The sequence below is a fragment of the Pseudonocardia sp. ICBG1142 genome (assembly GCF_020496255.1).
GTDB lineage: Bacteria > Actinomycetota > Actinomycetes > Mycobacteriales > Pseudonocardiaceae > Pseudonocardia.
This window is the reverse complement of the sequence record NZ_JAHLJC010000004.1, coordinates 61,509-83,906: the sequence shown is the minus strand read 5'-3', so window position 1 is coordinate 83,906 and position 22,398 is coordinate 61,509. Positions and strand designations below refer to the sequence as shown.

21 protein-coding genes and 1 riboswitch are annotated in these 22,398 nt (G+C 75.4%); of the genes, 18 read left to right on the top strand and 3 right to left on the bottom strand.

What is annotated here, in order from left to right:
- Positions 1 to 72: 72 nt before the first annotated feature.
- Positions 73 to 165: riboswitch (SAM riboswitch) on the top strand.
- A gap of 221 nt (positions 166 to 386) precedes the next feature.
- Genes KPL59_RS02840 through KPL59_RS02825 form a run of 4 tightly spaced genes read left to right on the top strand, consistent with a single transcriptional unit; the run spans position 387 to position 3,662 of the window.
- Positions 387 to 908 (top strand): GNAT family N-acetyltransferase, encoded by a 522-nt coding sequence (locus KPL59_RS02840; RefSeq protein ID WP_020627245.1) that lies wholly within the window; start codon positions 387 to 389, stop codon positions 906 to 908.
- Complete coding sequence (locus tag KPL59_RS02835) at positions 905 to 1,864, top strand: amino acid ABC transporter permease (protein ID WP_226359841.1); 960 nt, start codon at positions 905 to 907, stop codon at positions 1,862 to 1,864. The genes KPL59_RS02840 and KPL59_RS02835 overlap by 4 nt, the downstream gene beginning before the upstream one ends.
- Positions 1,861 to 2,640, top strand: a complete 780-nt coding sequence (locus tag KPL59_RS02830) for an amino acid ABC transporter ATP-binding protein (RefSeq protein ID WP_305080512.1) — start codon at positions 1,861 to 1,863, stop codon at positions 2,638 to 2,640. Before KPL59_RS02835 ends, KPL59_RS02830 begins: the two co-directional genes overlap by 4 nt.
- A gap of 35 nt (positions 2,641 to 2,675) precedes the next feature.
- Positions 2,676 to 3,662 carry an ABC transporter substrate-binding protein gene (locus tag KPL59_RS02825; protein ID WP_226359840.1) on the top strand — a complete coding sequence of 329 codons (987 nt, stop codon included), beginning with the start codon at positions 2,676 to 2,678 and terminating at the stop codon, positions 3,660 to 3,662.
- An 11-nt stretch (positions 3,663 to 3,673) separates the two neighbouring features.
- Here KPL59_RS02825 and KPL59_RS02820 read toward each other — a convergent pair whose 3' ends face one another.
- Positions 3,674 to 4,549: a LysR substrate-binding domain-containing protein gene (locus tag KPL59_RS02820; RefSeq protein WP_226359839.1), complete on the bottom strand. Its 876-nt coding sequence runs from the start codon at positions 4,547 to 4,549 to the stop codon at positions 3,674 to 3,676.
- A gap of 96 nt (positions 4,550 to 4,645) precedes the next feature.
- Between KPL59_RS02820 and KPL59_RS35405 the strand changes: the two genes are divergently transcribed.
- From KPL59_RS35405 to KPL59_RS02760, 12 genes are all read left to right on the top strand, one after another.
- Positions 4,646 to 4,777: a hypothetical protein gene (locus KPL59_RS35405; RefSeq protein WP_255676263.1), complete on the top strand. Its 132-nt coding sequence runs from the start codon at positions 4,646 to 4,648 to the stop codon at positions 4,775 to 4,777.
- Positions 4,778 to 4,901: 124 nt separating this feature from the next.
- Positions 4,902 to 5,666 (top strand): alpha/beta hydrolase, encoded by a 765-nt coding sequence (locus tag KPL59_RS02815; protein ID WP_226352305.1) that lies wholly within the window; start codon positions 4,902 to 4,904, stop codon positions 5,664 to 5,666.
- A complete protein-coding gene (locus KPL59_RS36675; RefSeq protein WP_308187825.1) occupies positions 5,663 to 7,480 on the top strand; it encodes a rhodanese-like domain-containing protein in 1,818 nt (605 codons plus the stop codon). Before KPL59_RS02815 ends, KPL59_RS36675 begins: the two co-directional genes overlap by 4 nt.
- Positions 7,481 to 7,605: 125 nt before the next feature.
- Complete coding sequence (locus tag KPL59_RS02800) at positions 7,606 to 7,749, top strand: hypothetical protein (protein WP_020622810.1); 144 nt, start codon at positions 7,606 to 7,608, stop codon at positions 7,747 to 7,749.
- Between the two features lie 154 nt (positions 7,750 to 7,903).
- Positions 7,904 to 9,271 (top strand): FAD-binding oxidoreductase, encoded by a 1,368-nt coding sequence (locus tag KPL59_RS02795; protein ID WP_226359838.1) that lies wholly within the window; start codon positions 7,904 to 7,906, stop codon positions 9,269 to 9,271.
- A gap of 109 nt (positions 9,272 to 9,380) precedes the next feature.
- Entirely contained in the window at positions 9,381 to 10,610 is a 1,230-nt protein-coding gene (locus tag KPL59_RS02790) for an LLM class flavin-dependent oxidoreductase (RefSeq protein WP_226359837.1), read from the top strand.
- Entirely contained in the window at positions 10,607 to 11,806 is a 1,200-nt protein-coding gene (locus tag KPL59_RS02785) for an acyl-CoA dehydrogenase family protein (protein WP_226359836.1), read from the top strand. Before KPL59_RS02790 ends, KPL59_RS02785 begins: the two co-directional genes overlap by 4 nt.
- Positions 11,803 to 13,446 carry an ABC transporter substrate-binding protein gene (locus KPL59_RS02780; protein ID WP_226352302.1) on the top strand — a complete coding sequence of 548 codons (1,644 nt, stop codon included), beginning with the start codon at positions 11,803 to 11,805 and terminating at the stop codon, positions 13,444 to 13,446. The genes KPL59_RS02785 and KPL59_RS02780 overlap by 4 nt, the downstream gene beginning before the upstream one ends.
- 7 nt (positions 13,447 to 13,453) lie before the next feature.
- Positions 13,454 to 14,419: an ABC transporter permease gene (locus KPL59_RS02775; RefSeq protein WP_226359835.1), complete on the top strand. Its 966-nt coding sequence runs from the start codon at positions 13,454 to 13,456 to the stop codon at positions 14,417 to 14,419.
- Positions 14,416 to 15,273, top strand: a complete 858-nt coding sequence (locus KPL59_RS02770; RefSeq protein ID WP_020623332.1) for an ABC transporter permease — start codon at positions 14,416 to 14,418, stop codon at positions 15,271 to 15,273. The genes KPL59_RS02775 and KPL59_RS02770 overlap by 4 nt, the downstream gene beginning before the upstream one ends.
- Positions 15,252 to 16,967, top strand: coding sequence for an ABC transporter ATP-binding protein (locus KPL59_RS02765; RefSeq protein ID WP_226359834.1), 1,716 nt, complete (start codon positions 15,252 to 15,254; stop codon positions 16,965 to 16,967). The genes KPL59_RS02770 and KPL59_RS02765 overlap by 22 nt, the downstream gene beginning before the upstream one ends.
- Positions 16,964 to 18,073, top strand: coding sequence for an LLM class flavin-dependent oxidoreductase (locus KPL59_RS02760; protein ID WP_226359833.1), 1,110 nt, complete (start codon positions 16,964 to 16,966; stop codon positions 18,071 to 18,073). Before KPL59_RS02765 ends, KPL59_RS02760 begins: the two co-directional genes overlap by 4 nt.
- Before the next feature lie 12 nt (positions 18,074 to 18,085).
- Here the strand turns inward: KPL59_RS02760 and KPL59_RS02755 are convergent, their stop codons facing one another.
- Both KPL59_RS02755 and KPL59_RS02750 read right to left on the bottom strand, forming a co-directional pair.
- Complete coding sequence (locus KPL59_RS02755; RefSeq protein WP_226359832.1) at positions 18,086 to 20,437, bottom strand: molybdopterin-dependent oxidoreductase; 2,352 nt, start codon at positions 20,435 to 20,437, stop codon at positions 18,086 to 18,088.
- 176 nt (positions 20,438 to 20,613) lie between these two features.
- Positions 20,614 to 21,204 (bottom strand): TetR/AcrR family transcriptional regulator, encoded by a 591-nt coding sequence (locus tag KPL59_RS02750; protein WP_226359831.1) that lies wholly within the window; start codon positions 21,202 to 21,204, stop codon positions 20,614 to 20,616.
- 71 nt (positions 21,205 to 21,275) lie between these two features.
- Between KPL59_RS02750 and KPL59_RS02745 the strand changes: the two genes are divergently transcribed.
- Complete coding sequence (locus tag KPL59_RS02745) at positions 21,276 to 21,644, top strand: DUF1330 domain-containing protein (protein ID WP_226352298.1); 369 nt, start codon at positions 21,276 to 21,278, stop codon at positions 21,642 to 21,644.
- Positions 21,644 to 22,396, top strand: a complete 753-nt coding sequence (locus KPL59_RS02740; protein WP_226359830.1) for an alpha/beta fold hydrolase — start codon at positions 21,644 to 21,646, stop codon at positions 22,394 to 22,396. The genes KPL59_RS02745 and KPL59_RS02740 overlap by 1 nt, the downstream gene beginning before the upstream one ends.
- Positions 22,397 to 22,398: the final 2 nt, after the last annotated feature.

Here is a 22,398-nt window from a genome sequence, read left to right as displayed (position 1 = left end):
CACTGGGTGATGCCACAACCGATCTCCCGGTCCGCGCTTGACACCGGATCGGTGCGTCGGCTGCAGTGGTGAGGTCCATCCAGAGCGGTCGAGAGTCCCGGCTCGTCGACGCCGCAGCAACCCGCCCCGTTCCGGGCAGGGTGCTACCGCCGGGTCCGATGGGAGACCCCGATGCCCCACCGCCCCGCGAGACACCGGCCCGACGCCGGGCAGCGGGCCCGGATCCGGCTGCGCTGGGTCCGTCGCCGGCACGTCGACCTGTGCCGCACCGGCGCCGCGCTCTGTCGCTGACCTCTCCACCCGTGCCCCGCACCGGACCGCCCGCCACCGCGGGCGGCCGGTCCCCGCCTGCCCGAGGGCAGCGCTCGCACCGAGAGGTCCCCACCGTGACCGCGCTCCACCCCGCTCCGCCCACCACCTCCGCCCGTCCGGAGGTCCGCTGGGTCGCCTACACCGACCCGCTCGTCCGCCCGATGCTGGTCGAGCTCGACCAGGAGTACGGCGTCCGCTACGGCCACACCCTCGGCGACCTCGACGCCGAGACCCTCCGCGAGGCGAGCCGGTTCGCCCCACCGTCCGGCGGGGTGGTCCTGCTGCTCGACGGCGGTACCCCCGTCGCGGGGGGCGCCTTCCGCCGGTGGGACTCCGACACCGCCGAGCTCAAGCGGATCTGGACCGGCTCGGCGTACCGCCGCCGCGGCCTGGCCCGCCGGGTGCTCACCGAGCTGGAGGACACGATCGCCGCCCGCGGCTACCGGCGCATCTACCTGACGACCGGTCCGCGCCAGCCCGAGGCCCGCCACCTCTACCTCGCCGCGGGCTACACGCCGCTCTACGACCGGACCCTGCACCCGGAGACGGTCGGGCCGCACCCGTTCGAGAAGTACCTGACCGGGGGCTTCGCGTGAGCAGCCGCACCGAGGCCCGGGCCGCCCCGGGCGCCGTCCCGCCCACCGGGGACGACGACGCCGGCCTGCGGGTCGTCCCGGCCCGGCACCCGTGGCGGTGGGCGGGGACCGCGGTGGTGGCGGTCCTGGCCGCGATGGCGGTCAACGCGCTGGTCACCAACCCGGCCTGGGACTGGCCGACCGTCGGCCGCTACCTGTTCGCCCCGTCCATCGTGAACGCGGTGCTGCTGACGCTGCAGCTCACGGTGCTCGGCATCGTCGTCGGGTTCGTGCTCGGCACGGTGCTCGCGGTGATGCGGCTCTCGCCCAACCCGCTGCTGCGCTCGGTCAGCTGGACCTACATCTGGATCTTCCGGTCCGTGCCGCTGATCCTGCAGCTGCTGTTCTGGTACAACCTCGCCCTGCTCTACGACCGGCTCTCGATCGGCATCCCGTTCGGGCCGTCGTTCGTCGAGTTCGGCACGATGGAGCTGGTCAGCCCGGTCACCGCGGCGGTGCTGGGGCTCGGCCTGCACCAGGCCGCCTACGCCGCCGAGGTCGTGCGCTCGGGGTTCCTGGGCGTCGACGCCGGCCAGCTGGAGGCCGCCACCGCGCTCGGCATCCCGGCCTGGCGCCGGTTCCGGCGGATCCAGCTGCCGCAGGCGATGCGGATCATCGTCCCGACCGCGGCGAACGAGCTGATCGGCCTGGTCAAGGGCACCTCGGTGGTCTACATCATGGCGCTGTCCGAGCTCTTCTACCAGGTGCAGGTCATCTACACCCGGACCGGACGGGTCATCCCGATGCTGCTTGTCGCCGCCGTCTGGTACCTGGTGCTGACCAGCGCGCTGTCGGTCGGCCAGTTCTACGTCGAGCGGTACTACGCCCGCGGCGCGCAGCGCACGCTGCCACCGACCCCGTTGCAACGCGCGCGGGCCGCGGTGTCCGGACGGCGCCGGCGGGGGGCCACGGCATGACCGCCGCCGGCACTGTCCCGATGGTGGAGCTGCGCGGGGTGCACAAGAGCTTCGGTCCGCTGCCGGTGCTGCGCGGGGTCGACCTGACCGTCGCCCCCGGCGAGGTCACCGTCGTCATCGGGCCGTCCGGGTCGGGCAAGTCCACCCTGCTGCGCACCATCAACCACCTGGAGAAGGTCGACCGCGGCACGGTCCGGGTCGGCGGCGAGCTGATCGGCTACCGGCGGGTCGGCGACCGGTTGCACGAGCTGCCGGAGCGGCGCATCCTGCGCCGGCGCAGCCGGATCGGCTTCGTGTTCCAGAGCTTCAACCTGTTCGCCCACCTGACGGTGCTGGAGAACGTCGTCGAGGCGCCGCTGTCGGCGCAACGCCGCGACCGTGCCACCGTCCACGCCGAGGCCCGTGAGCTGCTCGCCCGGGTCGGGCTCGCCGACAAGGCCGACGAGTACCCGCGGCGGCTGTCGGGCGGTCAGCAGCAGCGCGTCGCGATCGCCCGCGCGCTCGCCCTGCACCCGCAGCTGCTGCTGTTCGACGAACCGACCTCCGCGCTCGACCCGGAGCTCGTCGGCGAGGTCCTCGAGGTCATCTCCGATCTCGCCCGGGACGGCACGACGATGGTCGTGGTCACCCACGAGATCGGCTTCGCCCGCGAGGTCGCCGACACCGTCGTGTTCCTCGACGAGGGCCGCGTCGTCGAGTCCGGCCCGCCCGCCGCGGTGCTCGACACCCCGCGTGAACCCCGTACCCGCGCCTTCCTCGGCGCGGTCCTGCGCTGACCCCGGTCTGCGCCGACCTCCCCACAGGAGTATCGATGTCCCGGATCCCCCGGCCGCTGCGCCACCTGCGCCTCGCGGCCGTCGCCCTCGTCCTGCCCCTGGTCGCCGCCGTCGGCTGCTCCGGCGCCGATCCCGACCAGGCCGCCCCGGTGGACCCCGGGACGGCGGTGAACACCAGCCCGGAGCAGAACCGCGTCCGTGCGGACCGCATCGAGGCCATCGCCGCGACGGTCCCCGCCGCGGTCCGCGAGTCGGGAAAGCTCACCGTGGCCACCACCGGCAGCGGTAACCCGCCGCTGTCCTTCCGCGCCGACGACGACCGCACCGTCATCGGCGTCGAGCCGGACCTGGCCCAGCTCGTCGCGGACACGCTCGGGCTGCGGCTCGACCTGCAGCCGACGTCGTGGGAGAACCTGTTCCTCGGCGTCGAGTCCCCCACCTACGACGCGGGGTTCTCCAACATCACCGTGACCGAGGAGCGCAAGGACAAGTACGACTTCGCGACCTACCGCGTCGACACCGTCACCTTCGAGGCCCGCAACGCGGGGAGGGTGGAGCGGATCGAGAAGCCCGCCGACATCTCCGGGCTCACCATCGGCGTCTCACCCGGCACCAACCAGGAGCAGATCCTGGTCGAGTGGAACCGGCAGAACGAGGCCGCGGGGGTCGCACCGGCGACGATCCAGTACTACCAGAACACCGGTGACTACTACCTCGCCCTGGACTCCGGACGCCTCGACGCCTACCTCGGCCCGAACCCCGGCGTCGCCTACCACGTCGCCACCGGTGGCACGACGAAGGCGGTCGGCTCGCTCAACGGCGGCGGCGGGGGAGTGCAGGCCGACATCGCGGCCATGACCCGCCGCGGCGACGGGCTGGTCGGCCCGATCCACGAGGCGATCGACGCGCTCATCGCGAGCGGCAAGTACGGCGAGGTGCTGGCGCGGTGGCACCTGGAGAACGAGGCGCTGCAGGACTCCCGGATCAACCCGCCCGGGCTGCCGCGCCGGGCGGCGTCCTGAGCGACGCGCGGTCAGCCGGCCGGGGGCGGGTGGTCCCCGGCCGGCGGCAGCACCGCGGCCAGCGCCGCGCTGGCCGTCTCGACCAGCCGGGGGTCGGCCCCGGCCCGGACCCGCAGGTGCAGCGGCTCGGACGGCGCCCCGGGCAGGTCGGTGCACTCCTCCAGCCCCTCGGGTGGGTCGCCCAGCCCGGCGACGAGCGCGACCCCCAGACCACCGCGCACCGCGTTCAGCACCCCGGCGAGGTAGGCGGCCTCCCCGACGACGGTCGCCGCCATCCCGGCGGCGGACAGCGTCTGCAGGGCGCGGCGCCGGATGGTGCACGGCGAGTCGATCACGACCAGCGGCACCGGACCGTCCGCGGGACGACGCCAGCCCGGCGCCGCGTACCAGGTCAGCGGGATCGCCCCGGCGGCGACGCCGGGGCCGTCGACCACGTCGCCGATGTACATCGCCAGATCGAGCGTGCCGCGGTCGACGGCGTCGTTCAGCCGGCTGGAGCGGTCGAGTCGGAAGCGCACCGCGGTGCCGGGGAACACCTCCTGCAGCCGCTCCATGACCCGGGGCAGCAGCTCGTCCGCGGCGTGCTCGGTGGAGCCCAGCACCAGGGACTCGCGGGTGTCGCCGACGCCGAGACGGCGCAGTGCGTCGTCGTGGGCGGCCAGGATGCGACGGGCCTCGCCGAGCAGCGCCTCGCCCTCGGCGGTGAACCGGCTGACCCGGCCGTCCTTGCGGACCAGCGGGCGTCCGACGGCCTTCTCCAGGCGGCGGACGTGCTGGCTGACCGCGGACTGGGACAACGTCAGGGACTGCGCCGCGCGGTGGAACCCGCCCTGGTCGGCGACGGCGACGATGCTCCGCAGCGCGGTGATGTCGAGGGCGGCGGGCACGGTACCGAGGCTACCGACAATGATCGCGGATCGCGATCGGTTGTGATGCGCATTCGTCGTTGGACCCGGGCGCCCCGGCCGTCTGTGATGGTGGGCATGACCCGCCCGCGCTCCGCGACCCCCGGCCGGCACGTTCCGGCCGCGGTCGCGTGCCGTGACGGCGGGTTCACGCGTCGCCGGGTCGTCGACCACGGCACCGTCTGCTCCGCGGCCTGTCCGGCCCGCTGAACCACGGGTCGGTCGCGACCCGTCCGGAGCGCGCGGCCCCGGTCGCCCTCCGCCGGCCCTCCCCGGGCCGGTGTCCTCCGGCGTCACCCGAGACGACGTCACCCGAGAAAGAGATGAGTCCTCCATGACTGCAGTCGGCACGACCCCGGTCCTCGCGTCCTGGACCGAGCCCGAGGGCATCCGTCCCCGCGGCACCGTCGTCGTCGTCCCGGGCCGCGGCGAGCACGCCGCGGTCTACGAGCGGTTCGGCAGGCGCATCGCCGCCGACGGCTACCGCGTCTGGGCGGTCAGCGACCCCACCGTCGACGCCGCCCGCACCCTGGGCCAGATCCGCTCGCTGCTCGACCGCACCCCGTCCGAGGAGCCGGGTGAGGCCGGTCCGCCGCCGCGGGTGCTGGTCGGCTCCGACACCGGCGCGCTGTTCGCGGCCGGGCTGGTCGCCGACGGCGCCGCCGGCATCGACGGCCTCGTGCTGGCCGGGCTCCCGCTGCACACCACCCCGGGCGCACCGGACTGGGCCGACGAGCTCGCGCTGCGCACGTCCTGCCCGACCCATCGCGGCCGCCTCGACGCCGACGACACCGTCCGCCGCGGCGCGCTCACCGGCCGGCTCCCCGACGGCTGGGTCGACCGGGCCCGCCCGGCCGCGTTCGGGGTGCCGGTCCTCGGCCTGCACGGCGCCGCCGACGCGGTCAGCCCGCTCGCCGACGTCCGCGACTTCTACGCCGCCCTCCCGGACGGGGAGCTGGTCGGCGTCGCCGGCGGTGTGCACGACGCCCTCAACGACGCGACCCACCGCATCGCCGCCGCCACCGCGGTGCTGTTCCTGGAGCGGCTGCGTGTCGGGTCCCCGCTGGCCCGTGTCGAGGTCGCGGCGGTGCCGCGGTGACGCGTTACGTCGTGGTCGGCGCCGGGGCGGTCGGCGCCACGCTGGCCGCCGAGCTGCACCTCGCCGGGCGCCAGGTCGTGCTCGTCGCCCGCGGTGCACAGCTCGCCGCGCTCCGCGGCGGCCTGCGGTACCTGCGTCCCGAGGGGGAGCAGCGGGTCGGCGTGCCCGTCGCCGGGCAGGACGAGGTGACCCTGCGCGCCGACGACGTGCTCCTGCTGGCCACGAAGGCCCAGGACGCCGACGCGGCGCTGGCCCACTGGGCCGCACGCCCAGTCGCCGGCGGCACCGCGGCCGCGTCGCTCCCGGTCGTCGTGCTGCAGAACGGCATGGACACCGAGTGGGCCGCACTGCGCCGGTTCACGACCGTGTACGGCGCCGTCGTGCGCTCGCCGACGACCTACCTCACCCCCGGCGAGGTCGTCTCGCCGGGCGCACCCGCGGCCGGGCTGGTCTGGCTCGGCCGGTACCCGGCGGGCCGCGACGCGCGCGCCGAGGAGATCGCCGCCGACCTGACCGCGGCCCGCCACCCCACCCAGCTCGTCGACGACGTGCCGCGCTGGAAGGCGGGCAAGCTCCCGCAGGTGCTGGGCAACGCCCTCGACGCGCTCTACCCGCCGGGGCGACTGCGTGAGCGGGCCGCGGCCGCGCTGCGCGCCGAGGCCCGCGAGGTGTACCGGGCCGCGGGCGTCGACCCGGCCGACCACCGTGCGGAGTCCACCGTGGACCTCGGTTCACTGATGGTGCGGCCGGTGCCCGGAGCACCGGCCGCGGGGCGTTCCACCTGGCAGAGCCTGCGCCGCGGGGTGAGCCCGGAGACCGACTTCCTCAACGGCGAGATCGTGCTGCTCGCCGGTCTGCACGGCACCACGGCGCCGCGCAACGCCGCCGTCGCGGACCGGGTGCGCCGCGCCGTCGCCGACGGGGCCGGGGCGCACGACCTCGACGACGCCGACCTGGCCGCGACCCTGCCCTCGGTGTCCGTGCTCGTCGACGCGGGTGCGCTGGCCGCCGAGCTGGCGGGGGACACCCCGCCGGTGCTGCTCGACGTCCGCTGGGCCCTCGGCGACCCGCACGGGCGCGAGCACCACCGCGCCGGGCACCTGCCCGGCGCGGTGTACGTGCCGCTGGACACCGAGCTCGCCGCGCACTCCGACGACCCCCGCGACGGCCGCCACCCACTGCCCGACGTCGCGGCCCTGCAGACGGCGGCGCGGCGCTGGGGCGTGCGCGCCGACCGCCCGGTCGTGGTGTACGACGCCACCGGCGGGCTCGCCGCCGGGCGCGCGTGGTGGTTGCTGCGCTGGGCCGGGCACGACGACGTCCGGCTGCTCGACGGCGGCCTGGCCGCCTGGACCGCCGCGGGCCTGCCCGTCGAGTCCGGGGACGTGCCCGACCCCGAGCCCGGCGACGTCGTGCTCACCGGCGGCGCGCTGCCGGTCCTCGACGCCGACTCCGCCGCCGCGCTGGCCCGCGACGGGCTGCTGCTCGACGCCCGCGCCGGGGAGCGCTACCGCGGTGAGACCGAGCCGGTCGACCCGCGCGCCGGGCACGTCCCCGGCGCGGTGAGCGCTCCCACCGGGGACAACCTCGCCCCCGACGGCCGCTTCCGCGACCCCGCCGCGCTGCGCGCCCGCTTCGCCGCGCTCGGTGCGCTCGACCGGCCGGTCGGTGTCTACTGCGGATCCGGGGTGACCGCCGCCCACCAGGTGGCCGCGCTCGCCGCGGTCGGTGTGCGCGCCGCGCTGTACCCGGGGTCCTGGTCGGCGTGGTCGAACGACCCGGCGCGCCCGGTCGCCACCCGGGCGCAGCCGTGACCGGCGCCGAGGCCCGCACGCCGCCCGGACGGGGCACCACGCGGTCATCGATCGCGTCGCGTGATCGGAACCGATCCCGATTCGTCGCTGGACCCCGACCGGTCGTCCGGGATTCACTCGTCGGTGTGGACACGACGACCTCGACCGGGCCCGCGGCGCCGCGCCGCCGTCCGGCACCGTCGTGCCCGCCGCCCGCGCCGACCGGTTTCACCCGGCGCCGCGTGATCGACCACGGCACCGTGTTCTCCGCGGGCTGTCGCGCCCGCTGAGACCCGGCCGCAGCGCCGCCCCCCGGGTCCCTCCTCCGGTCCCTGCGTGCCCCCACCGCGCGCCGCCCTCCCGACCCGCCCTCCCGGCGGGCCCGCCCCCGCCGTACCGCCCTGCGGTCCGCGGCGGGGCGCCGAACCGGAAGCAGACCTCCCTGTGCCCAGCCGTGCCGTCAGCACCGTGACCCACCCCCGTACCGACCCGTCCGCCCTGGCGGGATGGAGCACCGACCCGGCCGTCCGGACCGCCGCCCGCCTGGACCGCTCCGGGTTCGACCCGGGCTCGATCCCGGATGCCGTCGTCGCCGCCCGCTCGGTGGACGACGTCGTCGAGCTGCTGACCCACGCCCACGCCACCGGCACCCCGGTCGTCGTCCGCGGGGCCGGGACCGGGCTGTCCGGGGGAGCGGTCGCCGGGGCCGGGAGCGTGGTGCTCGACCTGAGCGGTCTCGACCGGATCGTGGAGATCTCCCCGGTCGACGAGCTCGCCGTCGTCGAGGCCGGGGTCCTCACCGCCGACCTCGATGCCGCGGCCGCCGCGCACGGCCTGCGCTACGCCCCGGACCCGGCCAGCGCGGCGATCTCCACGATCGGCGGGAACATCGCGACCAACGCGGGCGGGCTGCGCTGCGCCAAGTACGGCGTCACCCGCGAGGCCGTGCTCGGCCTGGACGTCGTCCTCGCCGACGGCCGCCGGGTCGCCACCGGACGGCGCACCGTCAAGGGCGTCGCCGGCTACGACCTGACCGGACTGTTCGTCGGTTCCGAGGGGACCCTCGGGGTGGTCGTCGGCGCGACCGTCCGGCTGCGGCCGGTCCCGGTCGCGACCGCGACCCTGGCCGCCTGGTTCGACGACGTCACCACGGCCGCCGCCGCGGCCGCCGCGATCACCGCGGCCCGGCTGCAGCCCGCCGTCGCCGAGCTGCTCGACACGACGTGCCTGGACGCGATCGCCGCGGCCGGCGGGGCCGCGTCGCACGGGGCGGCGTTCCTGCTGGTCCAGACCGACGGGTTCGGCGCCGCCGCGGAGATCGACGCGGTGCGCGCCGTGGTCGCCCCGCTCGCGTCGCGGGTCGACCTCGCCACCGACGACGCCGGGTCGGAGGCTCTGCTCGCCACCCGCCGCGCCGGGCTGCCGGCCCTGGAGCGGCTGGGCCGGGTCCTGGTCGAGGACGTCGCGGTGCCGCGCTCGCGGCTCGCCGAGGCGGTCACCGCGATCGCCGCGATCTCGGCCCGCAGCGGGATCCGGATCGCGACGATGGCGCACGCCGCCGACGGCAACCTGCACCCGATCCTCGTCCTCGAACCGGGCCGTGAGCTCGACCAGCAGGTGTGGGACGTCGCCGGGGAGGTGTTCGCGACGGCACTGCGCCTGGGCGGCACGCTGACCGGGGAGCACGGCGTCGGCCTGCTCAAGCGCCGCTGGCTGCGCGACGAGCTCGGCGACGACCTGGTGGACCTGCAGCAGCGGCTGCGGTCGGTGTTCGACCCCCGCGGCGTCCTCAACCCCGGCAAGGCCCTCTGACATCCCCGGGACGCCGCGCCCGACCGCCCACCCGTGACCCGACACCCGCCCGGACGTGCCGCACCGCCGCGCCCCGGCCGTCCGCCCGTACCCGCACCGAGGAGACACCGTGCCCGACACGCCCGTGACCGCTCCGTCCCACACCGCCCCGTCCGACACCGTTCCCGAGACGGCCGCCCGCCGCGTCGAGTTCATCTCGCTGTCGCACCTGAACCCCTCCACCGAGCTCGCCCCGCTGCCGACCCGCGGCATCGACCTGCCCTACTTCCGGCGCTACGTGCGCACCCTGGAGGAGTCCGGCTACGACTACACGCTGCTGCCCTACGGCTCGAACACCGCGGACTCCTTCGTCGTGGCCTCCGCGGTCGGACAGCTCACCGAGCGGCTGCGCCCGATCGTCGCCGTCCGGCCGAACACCGCCTTCCCCCTGGTGGTGGCCCAGCAGCTCGCCACGCTCGACCAGCTGACCGAGGGGCGCGCCGTCGTCCACCTCATCTCCGGCGGCAGCGACGCCGAGCAGGCCCGCCAGGGCGACTACCTGCCCAAGGCCCGCCGCTACGCCCGCACCAGCGAGTTCATCACGCTGCTGCGCCGCGCCTGGACCGAGACCGAGGCGTTCGGCCACGACGGGGAGTTCTACCGCTTCGACGACTTCGGGCCCGGCTTCGCGCCCTACGGCGACACCATCCCGATCTCCATCGGCGGCCAGTCCGACGAGGCGTTCGAGATCGGTGGCCGGCAGGCCGACGTGTTCAGCTTCTGGGGCGAGCCGCTCGCCGACATCCGCGCCCAGATCGGCCGGGTGCACGCGATCGCCGACGCCGCGGGCCGGCCGCGGCCGCGGATCTGGGTGACCTTCCGCCCGATCGTCGACCGCACCGACGAGCTGGCGTGGGCCAAGGCCTACCGCTACGCCGACGCCATCGGTGCGAGCTTCCGGCGCGGCGCGACCAAGCACCGCTTCACCGGCAGCCCGCAGAACGTCGGCTCGCAGCGGGCACTGGAGTTCGCCGCTCGCGCCGAGGTCTACGACCGTGCGCTGTGGACCCGCACCGCCGCCGTCACGAACGCGGGCGGTGCGTCGACCGCGCTGGTCGGCACCCCCGAGACCGTCGCCGCGGCGATCGTCGACTACATCGACCTGGGCGCCGACCTCGTGTCCATCCGCGGCTACGACACCCTCGCCGACGCCGCCGACTACGGCCGCCGGGTGCTGCCCCTGGTCCGTGAGGAGCTCGCGCACCGCGCCGCCACCGGGCGCCGGGGCACCCTGCAGGCCGACCACCCGGGCGCGTTCGCCCCCGGTTTCGACGCCGACGCGCTGGCCGGTGTCCGGTGACCGCGCTCGACGAGCGGACCGCGGCGCTCCCGGTCCCCGACCTGTCCGACGCCGCGCTGGCCGCGGTGACCGCCGAGCTCGCCGCCACGGCCGAGACCTACGACCGCAGCGGTGCCGTCCCCGAGGCGGGCATCGCCGCGGTGCACCGGGCCGGGCTGCTCACCGCCACCGTCGCCCGGCGGCACGGCGGCCCCGGGGTGTCGCTGCTCGACGCGGCCCGGATCCTCGTCGCGCTCGGCGAGGGCGACCCCTCGGTCGCCCTGATCACCGCGAACACCCTCAACGCGCACCAGGGCCAGGCCGCCGCCGCGACCTGGCCGGAGGCCACCTACGCGGAGATCCTGCGCCGCTCGGTGCACGAGCCGGTCCTGATCAACGCGGTGCGTGCCGAGCCCGAGCTGGGTGCCCCGGCCCGCGGCGGGCTGCCCGCCACCGTCGCCCGCCGCACCCGCGACGGGTGGTCGCTCTCGGGCCGCAAGGCCTACGCCACCGGTGGCACCGCGCTGGCCCACCACGTGGTCTGGGCGGTCACCGACGACGAGCCGCGCGTCGGGCACCTGCTCGTGCCCGCCGACGCCCCGGGCATCAGCTGGGTCGAGACCTGGGACCACCTGGGCCTGCGCGCCTCGAACACCCATGATGTGGTCTACGACGACGTCGCGCTCCCGCTCGACGCGTTCGTGGAGATCCCCCGCGGCGACGACGGCGTCTACCGCGACCCGGCCGCCGTCGCCGACCCGGCGAGCCTCGGCCACCCCGCGCTCTACGTCGGGGTGGCGCGCGCCGCCCGGGCCGCGTTCGTCCGCTACGTCCGCGAGCGGGTCCCCACCGCGCTCGGGCGCCCGATCGCCGAGACCGACCGCATCCGCACCGTCGCCGGCGAGATCGACGCCCACGTCGCGCAGGCCGAGACCCTCCTGTACGGGGCCCTGCTGCGAGCGGGCTCCGGCGAGACCTCGCACCTGCCGCAGCTCTCGCTGCTCAAGGTGCAGATCGCCCACTCGGCGATCACGGCGGTCGAGACCGCCGTCGCCGCGCTGGGCAACCCCGCGCTCACCCGACACCTGCCGTTCGAACGGCACCTGCGGGACGTGCTCTGCGTGCGGGTCCACCCGCCGCAGGCGGACGCCGCGTTCCTCGACGCCGGCCGCCGCCTCCTGTCCCGCCCCACCCCGCAGGAAGAGAACCCCCGATGACCACCCCCTCCCGCCGGTCGGTGCTGCGCGCCGCCGCCGGTGTCCTCGCCGCCGCCGTCCTCGCGTCGGCCTGCGGCACCGGAGCGGTGCAGAACACCGCCGCCGGCGCCCCCACCGACGGCGGCGACCTGACCTTCCTCATCGACTCGCTCGGCGACACCTGGGTCCCGAACGACAGCTCGATCTCCAGCTTCCAGGGCCACGTGTGGGGTCACGTCACCGACAAGCTCGTCTACGTCGACGACAAGGGCGCCGTGTCGCCGTGGGTCGCGCAGAGCTGGCAGCAGAACGCCGACGCCACCGAGTTCACCCTGAAGCTGCGTCCCGGTGTCACGTTCTCCGACGGGTCCCCGGTCGACGCGGCCGCCGTCGTCGCGAACCTCGACATCTGGGCCAAGGGCCGCCCCGACGAGGGCATCAAGCCGATCGGGCTGTTCCCGAAGACCTACCAGGCCGCCCGGGCGGTCGATCCGACGACGGTGCAGGTCACGTTCCGCTCGCCGACGCTGGGCTTCATCCCGACCCTGGGCTACCACGGCTCGATCCTGATCTCGCCGAAGACGCTCGCGCTGCCCGCCGCCCAGCAGGCCGACCTGTCGAACGACATCGGCTCCGGCCCGTACGTCGTCGAGTCCTGGCGCGACGACGACAACGTCGTGCTCCGCAAGCGCCCCGACTACGACTGGGCGCCCGCCGCGCTGGACCACCAGGGCCCGGCCCGGATCGACACGCTGACCTACAAGGTCGTCTCCGAGCAGCAGGTCCGCACCTCCTCGGTGCAGTCCGGGCAGGCCGACGTCGCCTACAACCCCTCGCCCAAGGAGCTGGAGACGCTCAAGGCGCAGGGCCTGACCACCGCCACCCCGCGCTACCTCGGCTTCGTCAACGGCTTCGCGCTGAACACGACGGTCGCCCCGTTCGACGACGTCCGCGTCCGCCAGGCCGTGCAGCACGCCATCGACCGCGACGAGATCATCGCGACCGTCTACACCCCGGACTGGCAGAAGGCCGAGTCGTTCATCCAGAGCAACGTCCCCGGTGCCACCGACCACTCGTCGTCGTTCGCCTTCGACGTGGCGAAGGCCACGGCGCTGCTCGACCAGGCCGGCTGGGTGCCCGGCCCCGACGGGATCCGCGTCAAGGACGGGAAGCGTCTCTCGGTCACGCTGCACCCCAACCCCTACCTCGCCACCTCGAGGGCGATCGACGAGCTGATCGCCCAGCAGCTGCGCAAGGTCGGGATCGAGGCGCCGATCCAGGCACTCGACGTCGTCAACTACACGCAGAAGGTCGTCGTCGGGAGCCCCACGGTGCCCGCCTACGAGGTCACCCGCAGCTTCATCGACGCCGGCACCGTCTCCGGCGTGCTCACCGACGCGAACAAGGGGGAGAACTGGTTCGGCCTCGGCCGCAGCGACCAGAAGCTCGACCAGCTCGCCGACGGCATCGCCGGGGCGAAGGACACCGCCGCGCGCAACGAGCTCCTCGACCAGCTGCAGGCCCACGTCCTCGACCAGGGGTACTTCGTGCCGATCACCCAGATCGTGCAGCGCATCTACGCGCAGTCCCCTCGGGTCCAGGGCGTGACCTACAACGGCGTCGCCTACGCGAACTACTACACCGCATGGCTGCAGGACTGATCGCGCGATGAACCGGGACTACGTCAGCTACGCGCTGCGCCGCGCCGGGCAGTCGCTCGTCGTGGTGGCCCTCGCCTACGTGTTCACCTTCGTCGTGATCAGCGTCCTGCCGGGCGACCCGGTGACGACGACGCTGCGCAACCCCGAGAACGGGTTCACCGAGGAGGAGATCGCGCGGATCGTGGCCTACTACGGCCTCGACCGCCCCGTCCCGGTCCAGCTGTGGGAGTCGGCGTCCCGGTTCGTGACGGGCGACCTCGGCCTCTCGCTGCGGTCCAACCTGCCGGTGTCCGGGATGGTGGCCGAGGCGCTGCCCTCCACCCTGGCGCTCGCCGCATCGGCCATGACGATCGCCGTCGTGATCGCCTTCGGCGTCGCGTTCGGTGTGCACCGGCTGCCCGCCCCGTACAGCTCGATCCTGCGGTCGGTGCCCGCGCTGTCGCTGTCGGCGCCGACCTTCCTGGTCGGGCTGCTGCTGATCCAGGTGTTCTCCTTCCGGCTCGGGTGGTTCCGGGCCATCGACGCCGACTCCGCCGTCGCGACCTTCTTCGCGGCGCTCACCCTCGGGATCTGGGTCTCCGCCCAGATCGCCGAGGTGCTCATCGCCAACCTCGACCACGAGGCCGACCAGGAGTACGTGGCGGTGGCCCGCTCCCGCGGGCTCACCCGGACCCGGCTGCTGGCGCGGCACCTGCTCCGGCCGTCGTCGCTGCCGGTGGTGACGGTCTTCGCGCTGATGGTCGGTGAGGTCCTCGGCGGCGCGGTGATCATCGAGGCGGTCTTCGGGCGCACCGGGCTCGGCAGTCTCGTCGAACGCTCGGTCGCCATGCAGGACCTGCCCGTCCTGCAGGCGGTGGTCACCCTCGTCGCCGTCGTGTTCGTCGTCGTCAACCTCGTCGCCGACCTGGTCTATCCGCTGCTCGACCCGCGGGTGCGACCGGTGGCCCGCCAGGAAGCAGGAGTGACCGCATGAGCGCCCCCGCCCTCACCCGCACCGACGGGGCACCCGAGCCGGACGCCCGCGCCGCCCGGACCCGTCGGTGGGCGCCGCCGACGGTGCTGGCCTCGTTCGTGGTCGTCGCGCTCGTGCTGGCCTGGGCGGTCGCGCCCGGGCTGTTCACCAGCCACGACCCGGTCGACGGGATCCCCTCGGAGCTGTTCCGCCCACCCGGTGCCGGGCACCTGCTCGGCACCGACCAGCTGGGCCGTGACGTGTTCGCCCGGATCGTGCACGGCACCGCCTCCTCGGTGACCAGCGCGCTGGTCGCGGTCGCGATCGGTGTCCTCGTGGGTGGCGCGATCGGGCTGCTCGCCGGGTTCCTCGGCGGCCTCGTCGACGTCGTGCTCGCCCGGCTCGTCGACGTCCTGCTCGCCATCCCCAGCTTCCTGCTCGCCGTGGTGATCGTCAGCGCGCTGGGGTTCCAGACCATCAACGCCGCCGTCGCCACCGGCATCTCCGCGATCGCGGTGTTCGCCAGGGTGATGCGCTCGGAGGTGCTCAAGACCCGCTCGGCCGTCTACGTCGAGGCCGCCCTGCTGCTCGGCGGCTCCCGCTGGCACGTGCTGCTGCGCCACGTCCTGCCCAACGCCTCGCGCTCGGTGCTGCAGCTCGCCGTCCTGCAGTTCGGGCTCTCGGTGCTGGTCATCGCCAGCCTCGCGTTCCTCGGCTACGGCGACCCGCCGCCCGCCTCGGACTGGGGTCTGCTCGTCGCGACCGGCAAGGACTACCCGCTGGCGCCCTGGCTCGTCTGGGCGCCGGCACTCGTCACGATCGTCACCGTCCTCTCCGTGAACAGGATCAGCCGATGGCTCCGCACGACCGACTGACCGGCACCGTCCTCGACACCGACACCGACCCCGACACCGACACCGACACCGACACCGACACCGGCGCCGATCCCGCCGGCGCCGCGGAACCCACCGACCTGCCCGGACCGCCGCTGCTGCGGGTCTCGGACCTGACCGTGCACTACGGCCACCACCGCGTCGTGTCCGGTGTGGACCTGACACTGGCCGCCGGCGGCTCGCTCGCGGTGATCGGCGAGTCCGGATCGGGCAAGTCCACGATCGCCCGCTCGCTGCTGCGGCTGCTGCCCACACCCGGCCGGGCCACCGGCCGGGTCGAGGTCGACGGCCGCGAGGTGCTGGGCCTGTCCGAGCGCGCGTTCCGGCCACTGCGCGGACGTACCCTCGGGTTCGTCCCGCAGGATCCGGCCAGCTCGCTCAACCCGGTCCGCACCATCGGCTCGCAGGCCCTGGAGGCGGCCGCGCTCGCCGCCGGCGTCGCGCCCGCCGACCGGCGCGCCCTGGTGCTCGACACCCTGGAGCGCGTCGGGCTGCCCGACCCGGTCCGGGTCTACGGTGCCTACCCGCACCAGCTCTCCGGCGGGATGCTGCAACGCGTCCTCATCGGCCTCGCGGTCCTGCCCCAGCCGTCGCTGCTGGTCGCCGACGAGCCGACCTCGGCACTCGACGTGACCGTGCAGCGCCGCATCCTCGACCTGCTCACCGGTCTGCGCACCGAGCTCGGCATTGGCCTGCTGCTGATCACCCACGACCTGGCCGTCGCCGCCGACCGGGCCGAGGAGCTGCTCGTCCTCAAGGACGGCACCGTGCAGGAGACCGGCCCGACCCGGCAGGTCTCGCAGCGCCCGGCCTCGGAGTACGCGCGCCGGCTGCACGCCGACGTGCCCGCACTGCACCCCGACCGCTGGGCCGAGCTGCGCGCGGTCGGCCGGTCCCGGTCCGGGGCCGAGCCGCGGATCGAGCTCGACGGCGTCGCCAAGACCTTCCCGGGCGGTGTCGTCGCCGCCGACGACGTGTCGTTCCGCGTGCCGTCGGGCACCACCCACGCGCTGGTCGGCGAGTCCGGGTCGGGCAAGACGACCGCGGTCCGGATGCTGCTCGGTCTGGAGCGGCCCGACGCCGGGCGGATCGTCGTCGCGGGTCGCACGCTGCACGGCCGCTCGCGCGCCGAGCTGCGCGACATCCGTCGCCACCTGCAGCTCGTCTACCAGAACCCGTTCACCTCGCTGGACCCGCGATGGAAGGTCGGACGGCTGGTCCGCGAGCCGCTGGACCGGTTCCGGGTCGGCGACCGCGGCGAGCGCACCGCGCTGGTGCGGGCCGCCCTCGCCTCGGTCGGTCTGGCCGAGGAGCTGCTCGACCGGCGCCCGGCCGCGCTGTCGGGCGGGCAGCGGCAGCGGGTCGCGCTCGCCCGCGCCCTGGTGCTGCGACCGGACGTGATCGTGCTCGACGAGCCGACCTCCGCGCTCGACGTCACGGTGCAGGCTGGGATCGTGGAGACGCTGCTGCGGCTGCAGGCCGAGCTGGGGCTCACCTACGTGTTCGTCTCGCACGACCTGGCACTGGTCCGCCAGCTCGCGCACACGGTGTCGGTGCTCCAGCACGGACGCGTGGTCGAGTCCGGTCCGGTCGCGTCGATCTTCGACGAGCCGCGCGCGGAGTACACCCGCACGCTGCTCTCCTCGCTGCCCGGGACCGGGCGGGCCGCCGCGTGAACGCCCCGGCCACGTCGTCGACCGCGTCGGGCCCACGGACGGCCGCTCCGGCGGGCGGGCCCCGCCCGGTGACCGGGCTCGGCTTCAACACCCGGGTGTCCTGGTCCGACGACCACGGCCCCGCCGCCGGGCTCGCCGAGGGGATCGCGCTCTACCGGGCCGCCGAGGACCTCGGCTACGACACCGGGTGGGCCTACCAGCGTCACTTCGACCACTACCTGTCCTCGCCGCTGCCGTTCTTCGCCGCCGTCGGGCAGCACACGTCGCGGATCCGGCTCGGTTCCGCGGTGCTCCCGATGCGCTACCAGGACCCGGTGCTGCTCGCCGAGGCCGCCGGGACCACCGACCTGCTCGTCGGCGGCCGGCTGGAGCTGGCGCTCGCGACCGGCTCCCAGGCGTCGTGGGACGCGGTGTTCGGCGGTGTCGACACCGACCCGCGGACCGAGGCGCTGCGCCGGCTCGACCGGTTCCTCGCCGGGGTGTCCGGCGAGGCGCTGCACGTCGTCGACGGGCCGGGCCAGGGCGCCCCGGTCGGCACCCCGATCCGGGTCACCCCGCACAGCCCCGGGCTGCGCGGCCGGCTGCGGATCGGCGCGGCGAGCACCGATTCCGCGCGCCGCGCGGCCCGCCTCGGGCTCGGCCTGATCACCGGCACCGTGCTGCACGGCCTCGCCGAGGGGGAGACGTTCGCGCAGTACCAGGCCCGGGTGATCGCGGCCTACCGCGACACCTGGTACGAGGTGCGCGGCTCCACCCCGCCGCCGGTCGCCGTCGCCGCGTCGATCCTGCCCGGGACCACCGCGGCGCTGCGCGAGACCTACGCCGCCTACGACCACCCGCGCCGCACCGAGGGGATGGCCGCGTCCCGGCCGCGCGGCGCACTCGAACCGGTGGTCGGCGCGCAGCTCCCGGCCGGGCAGCGGATCAGCCCGGTGCACCACGGCACCCCCGACGAGGTCGCCGCCTCGGTGCTCGCCGACCCCGGGATCGCCGCCGCCGACGAGGTCGTGCTGTTCCTGCCACCGGGCTTCGGGCCCGGGGCGAACGTCCGGCTGCTCACCGACCTCGCCGCCGTCGCCCCGGCCTGGGGCTGGTCCCCGGCCTGACCCGCGCCCGGGTCACACCGGCGGCCGGTGCGCCCCCACCGGGCGCACCGGCTCGTCGTGGCGGGTCAGCTCGACGGCCGCGTGCTGGCCGGTGCAGCCCTGCGCCAGCGGCGAGGTGCCCACGTCGCGGGTGAGCACGTTCGGGTTGCCGTGCACGCAGAACGGCCGCTCCGCCGCCGGGTCCAGTGGGTCGAACCAGGCCCCGGTCGGCAGCTGCACCACCCCGGCCCGCACCTCGTCGGTGACCCGGGCCGCGGCCAGACAGGCCCCGCGGTCGTTGTGCAGCCGGACCAGGTCGCCGTCGGCGATGCCGCGGGTCGCGGCGTCGTCCGGGTGGACGGCGACGACCTCGCGGCCGTCGATCTTGTGCGCGGCGCTGTGCTCACCGAAGTCCAGCTGCGAGTGCAGCCGGGTCGCCGGTTGGTTCGCGACCAGCCACAACGGGTGCCGCGCGGTCGGCGCGTCGGTCGGTGCCCGCCACACCGGGTACCCGGGGGCGTCGGCGTAGCCGAATGCGGCGACGGTCGCCGAGTACAGCTCGATGCGGCCCGACGGCGTCGGCAGCGGGTGCGCTGCGGGGTCGGCGCGGAACGCGGCGAGCACGTCCCCGTCGCCGGGACGGGTGGGGAGCGCGAGCTCGCCCTCGACGCGGAACCGGTCGTAGGACGGAGCGGGCAGACCGCGGGCGGCCAGGTCGGCGCGGGTCACCTCGTAGAGGTGGGCGAGCCAGCCGTCGGTGTCCCGGCCGCCGGTGAACGCCGCGCCCGCGCCGAGCCTCTCGGCGAGCGCGGCGAGGACGGCATGGTCGTCGCGGGCCTCGCCGGGCGGGTCGGTGAGCCGGTGCATCGCGGTCATCACCGGGTCGTGGCGGCTCGCGCCGATGTCGTCACGCTCGATCGTCCAGGTCGTCGGGAGCACGACGTCGGCGTGCCGGGCGGTCGCGGTCCAGGCCGGCTCGTGCACCACGAAGGTGTCGAGCCGGGCGACGGCCCGGCGCAGCCGCCCGAGGTCCTGGTGGTGGTGGAACGGGTTGCCGCCCGCCCAGTAGGCGAGTCGCACGTGCGGGTAGCGGCCGCGGCGGCCGTCGTGGTCGTAGGGCTCGCCGGGGTGCAGCAGCATGTCCGCGACCCGGGCCACCGGGATCGCCTCGTCGACGCCACCCGTGCCCTGGGGGAGCGCCCCGATCGCGACGTCGACCCGGGGCCTGCCGTAGTGCCCGATCGAGCCCAGCCCGTAGCAGAACCCGCCGCCGGGCAGCCCGATCTGGCCGAGTGCGGCGGCCAGGGCGATCCCCGCCCAGACCGGTTGCTCGCCGAACTCGGCGCGCTGCAGCGACTGCGCGACGGTGACCAGGGGCCGCCCGGCCGCCGCGCACCGCGCGAGCCCGCGGATCGCCTCGGCCGCCACCCCGGTGATCCCCGCCGCCCAGACGGCGTCCTTGACGACGCCGTCGTCGCTGCCGCGCAGGTACCCGGCGACCCGGTCCCAGCCGACGCAGTACCGGTCCAGGAACGCCCGGTCGTGCCGGTCCTCCTCGAGCAGGGTGTGCAGCAGCCCGAGCATCAGCGCGGTGTCGGTGCCCGGCGGCAGCGACAGCCACCGCGGGCGCGCCTGCGCCGGCAGGTCCGAGCGCAGCGGCCCGATGTTCACCAGGTGCGCGCCGCGCGCGGCTGCCGCGGCCAGCGCCGAGCGCTCCACGTGGGCGCTGATCCCGCCCGCCCCGACCGTGGAGTTCTTCAGGTTCATCCCGCCGAAGGCGAGCACCGTGTCGGTGTGCGCGGCCACCTGGTCCCAGGTCACCGGCCCCTTGGAGACGACATCGGTGGGGCCCAGCACGTGGCGCAGCACCGTCTCCGCGGCGGCCGCGCTGTAGGTGCCGACCGAGCGCACGTACCCGCCGAGCACGGTGTTCAGGAAGCGGTGGACCTGGCTCTGCGCGTGGTGGAACCGGCCCGCGCTGGCCCAGCCGTAGCTGCCGCCGTAGACGGCCTGCGGGCCGTGGGTGTCGCGGACCCTGGCGAGCTCGGCGGCGAGCCGGTCGAGCACCTCGTCCCAGTCGACCTCGACCCAGCGGTCGGCGCCGCGTCGCGCGTCCGGGCCGGGGCCGTCGGTCCACCACCCGAGCCGCACCGCGGGGCGCCGCACCCGTGCCGGGTGGTCGACGGCGGAGGCGACGTTGCCGAGCAGCGGCGACGGGTCGGGGTCGCCGGGCCGGGGGAACACGGCGAGCCCGGAGGGGGAGGTGACGGCCCGGAACGAACCCCAGTGCGAGCTGTGGTGGCGGGCGGACGGCGGGGGAGCGGGGACGGCCACCGTCCGAGTCAAGGCGGCCGGGACCGGCGGTGTCCAACGACGATCCGCCATCGCCGTCGATCGTCCTGCGCGATCGGTCCGGCCGGCGGTGCCGGGTCGCACCCCTGTGGGGCACCCGACGACGCGGTGCCGGGAGCGGAATCCGGCGCCCTCTCCCAGGACCGGACGGGCGCCCTATGGCGCCGCCCCGGTGTCGGCGCCCCCGTGGCTGCGGGACCTGGAGCGGGCTACCGGGCCAGGGCACGGCGCCACTGGGCGGTGACGCTCCGGCGCAGCGCCTCGGTGTCGACGCTGTCCGGGGCGAGCAGCCGCTGCAACGCGATCCCGCGCAGCTGCCCGACGACGGCGGTCGCGACCTCGTCCGCGCCGGCGTCCGCCGTGATGCTGCCGTCCGCGATGCCGGCCTCGACGTCGTCGCGCAGGTCGGCGCGGAAGGCCGCGTCCCGTTCGCGGAAGATCGGGGCGAGCTCGGGCTGGGTGGCGGCCTCGGCCCACAGCAGCAGGAAGGCCTGATGGAACGCACCGATCCGGCCGAGCTCCCCGAGGTAGCCGTCGATCAGCCGCAGCAGGCGGTCGAGGCCGGGTGGGAGGCCGTCGAGTCCCGGGACGAACCCGGCCTGGGTGGCGCGCGCCAGCCGCTCCACCAGCGCCTGCTTCCCGCCGAAGTGGTGGGTGACGATGCCGCGGCTGTACCCGGCCCGTTCCCCGACACGGGCGAGCGTCAGCGACCGCACGCCCTGCTCGACGACGAGTTCGGCGGCAGCGGTGAGCAACGCGGCTTCGGCCTGGTCGCGGCGTTCCTGCTGGGTACGGCGCATGGCCGGACACTAGCAAACGAACTTGCGTGTTATCCAACAAGTATGCGTAGGGTGGGTGTCAGGAGGTTCCGATGATCGAGATCGAAGACCACGCCCTGGACGCCCTGCTGGCCGACGACCCCGGTGGCCCGGTCGTGATGCTGAACCTGTTGCGGTTCCGCCCGGACGGCGGCCGGGAGAGCTACCAGCGCTACGCCGACGCTCTCCGGGCCGAGCTCAACCCCCGCTACGGCCTGCAGGTGGTGTACCTCGGTGTCGGTGAGCCGGCGCTGGTCGCCGAGAGCGGGCAGGCGTGGGACATGGTGGTGCTGGTCCGCTACCCGGACCGGGAGGCCTTCGCGGCCATGGTGCGCGATCCCGAGTACCAGGCGATCACCCACCTGCGCACCGAGGCGCTGGTGGAGTCGGTCCTGCAACCGACGACGCCGGTGGCGGGCTGATGCCCGCGGTGTTCGTCCACGGCAACCCCGAGACGGCGGCGGTCTGGGACCTGCTGCTGGCGGAACTCGCGCCCACGCGGACCGACGTGGTGTGCCTGTCGCCGCCCGGTTTCGGTGCGCCCCTGCCCGCCGGGTTCGAGGCCACCCCGGCCGGCTACCGCGACTGGCTGGCCGGCAAGCTGGCGGCCTTCGGCGAGCCGGTGGACCTGGTGGGCCACGACGTCGGCGGCATCCACGTCCTCAATGTCGTGCTGAGCCACCCGCACCTGGTCCGCAGCTGGGTCAGCGACGCCCTCGGAGTGTTCGACCCGGACCACGAGTGGCACGAGCTCGCCCGCCGCTGGCAGACCCCGGGCGTCGGCGAGGCCGACGTCGCGGCGCGCTTCGGTGCCGCGCCCGCCGAGCGCGCCGCGGTGCTGGTGGAACGCGGGATGGGTCGGGCGGTCGCGGCGCGCGTCGCAGCCGGGCAGGGCGAGGAGATGGGCCGCGCGGTGCTCTCCCTGTACCGGTCCGCCGCCGCGGCCGGTGCGCCCGGCCTCGGCCTGCCGCTGGAACGCGCGGCGGCCCGGCCGGGTCTCGCCGTCCTGGCGACCGCCGACCACGTCGTCGGCACCGAGGAGCAACGCCGCAGGGCGGCCGCCCGCGCCGGGGCCCGGGTCGCGGTCCTCGACGGTCTCGGCCACTGGTGGATGACCCACGAGCCGGCCCGTGGCGCCGCGGCGCTGACCGGGTTCTGGGCGTGCCTGCACTGAGG

What these genes read in the sequence shown, in the direction of transcription:
- KPL59_RS02825 (WP_226359840.1), top strand. Translation starts at nt 2,676, where the DNA reads ATGTCCCGGATCCCCCGGCCGCTGCGCCACCTGCGCCTCGCGGCCGTC.
- KPL59_RS02815 (WP_226352305.1), top strand. Translation starts at nt 4,902, where the DNA reads ATGACTGCAGTCGGCACGACCCCGGTCCTCGCGTCCTGGACCGAGCCC.
- KPL59_RS35405 (WP_255676263.1), top strand. Translation starts at nt 4,646, where the DNA reads ATGACCCGCCCGCGCTCCGCGACCCCCGGCCGGCACGTTCCGGCCGCG.
- KPL59_RS02775 (WP_226359835.1), top strand. Translation starts at nt 13,454, where the DNA reads ATGAACCGGGACTACGTCAGCTACGCGCTGCGCCGCGCCGGGCAGTCG.
- KPL59_RS02750 (WP_226359831.1), bottom strand. Translation starts at nt 21,204, where the DNA reads ATGCGCCGTACCCAGCAGGAACGCCGCGACCAGGCCGAAGCCGCGTTG.
- KPL59_RS02755 (WP_226359832.1), bottom strand. Translation starts at nt 20,437, where the DNA reads ATGGCGGATCGTCGTTGGACACCGCCGGTCCCGGCCGCCTTGACTCGG.
- KPL59_RS02770 (WP_020623332.1), top strand. Translation starts at nt 14,416, where the DNA reads ATGAGCGCCCCCGCCCTCACCCGCACCGACGGGGCACCCGAGCCGGAC.
- KPL59_RS02745 (WP_226352298.1), top strand. Translation starts at nt 21,276, where the DNA reads ATGATCGAGATCGAAGACCACGCCCTGGACGCCCTGCTGGCCGACGAC.
- KPL59_RS02830 (WP_305080512.1), top strand. Translation starts at nt 1,861, where the DNA reads ATGACCGCCGCCGGCACTGTCCCGATGGTGGAGCTGCGCGGGGTGCAC.
- KPL59_RS02780 (WP_226352302.1), top strand. Translation starts at nt 11,803, where the DNA reads ATGACCACCCCCTCCCGCCGGTCGGTGCTGCGCGCCGCCGCCGGTGTC.
- KPL59_RS02740 (WP_226359830.1), top strand. Translation starts at nt 21,644, where the DNA reads ATGCCCGCGGTGTTCGTCCACGGCAACCCCGAGACGGCGGCGGTCTGG.
- KPL59_RS02765 (WP_226359834.1), top strand. Translation starts at nt 15,252, where the DNA reads ATGGCTCCGCACGACCGACTGACCGGCACCGTCCTCGACACCGACACC.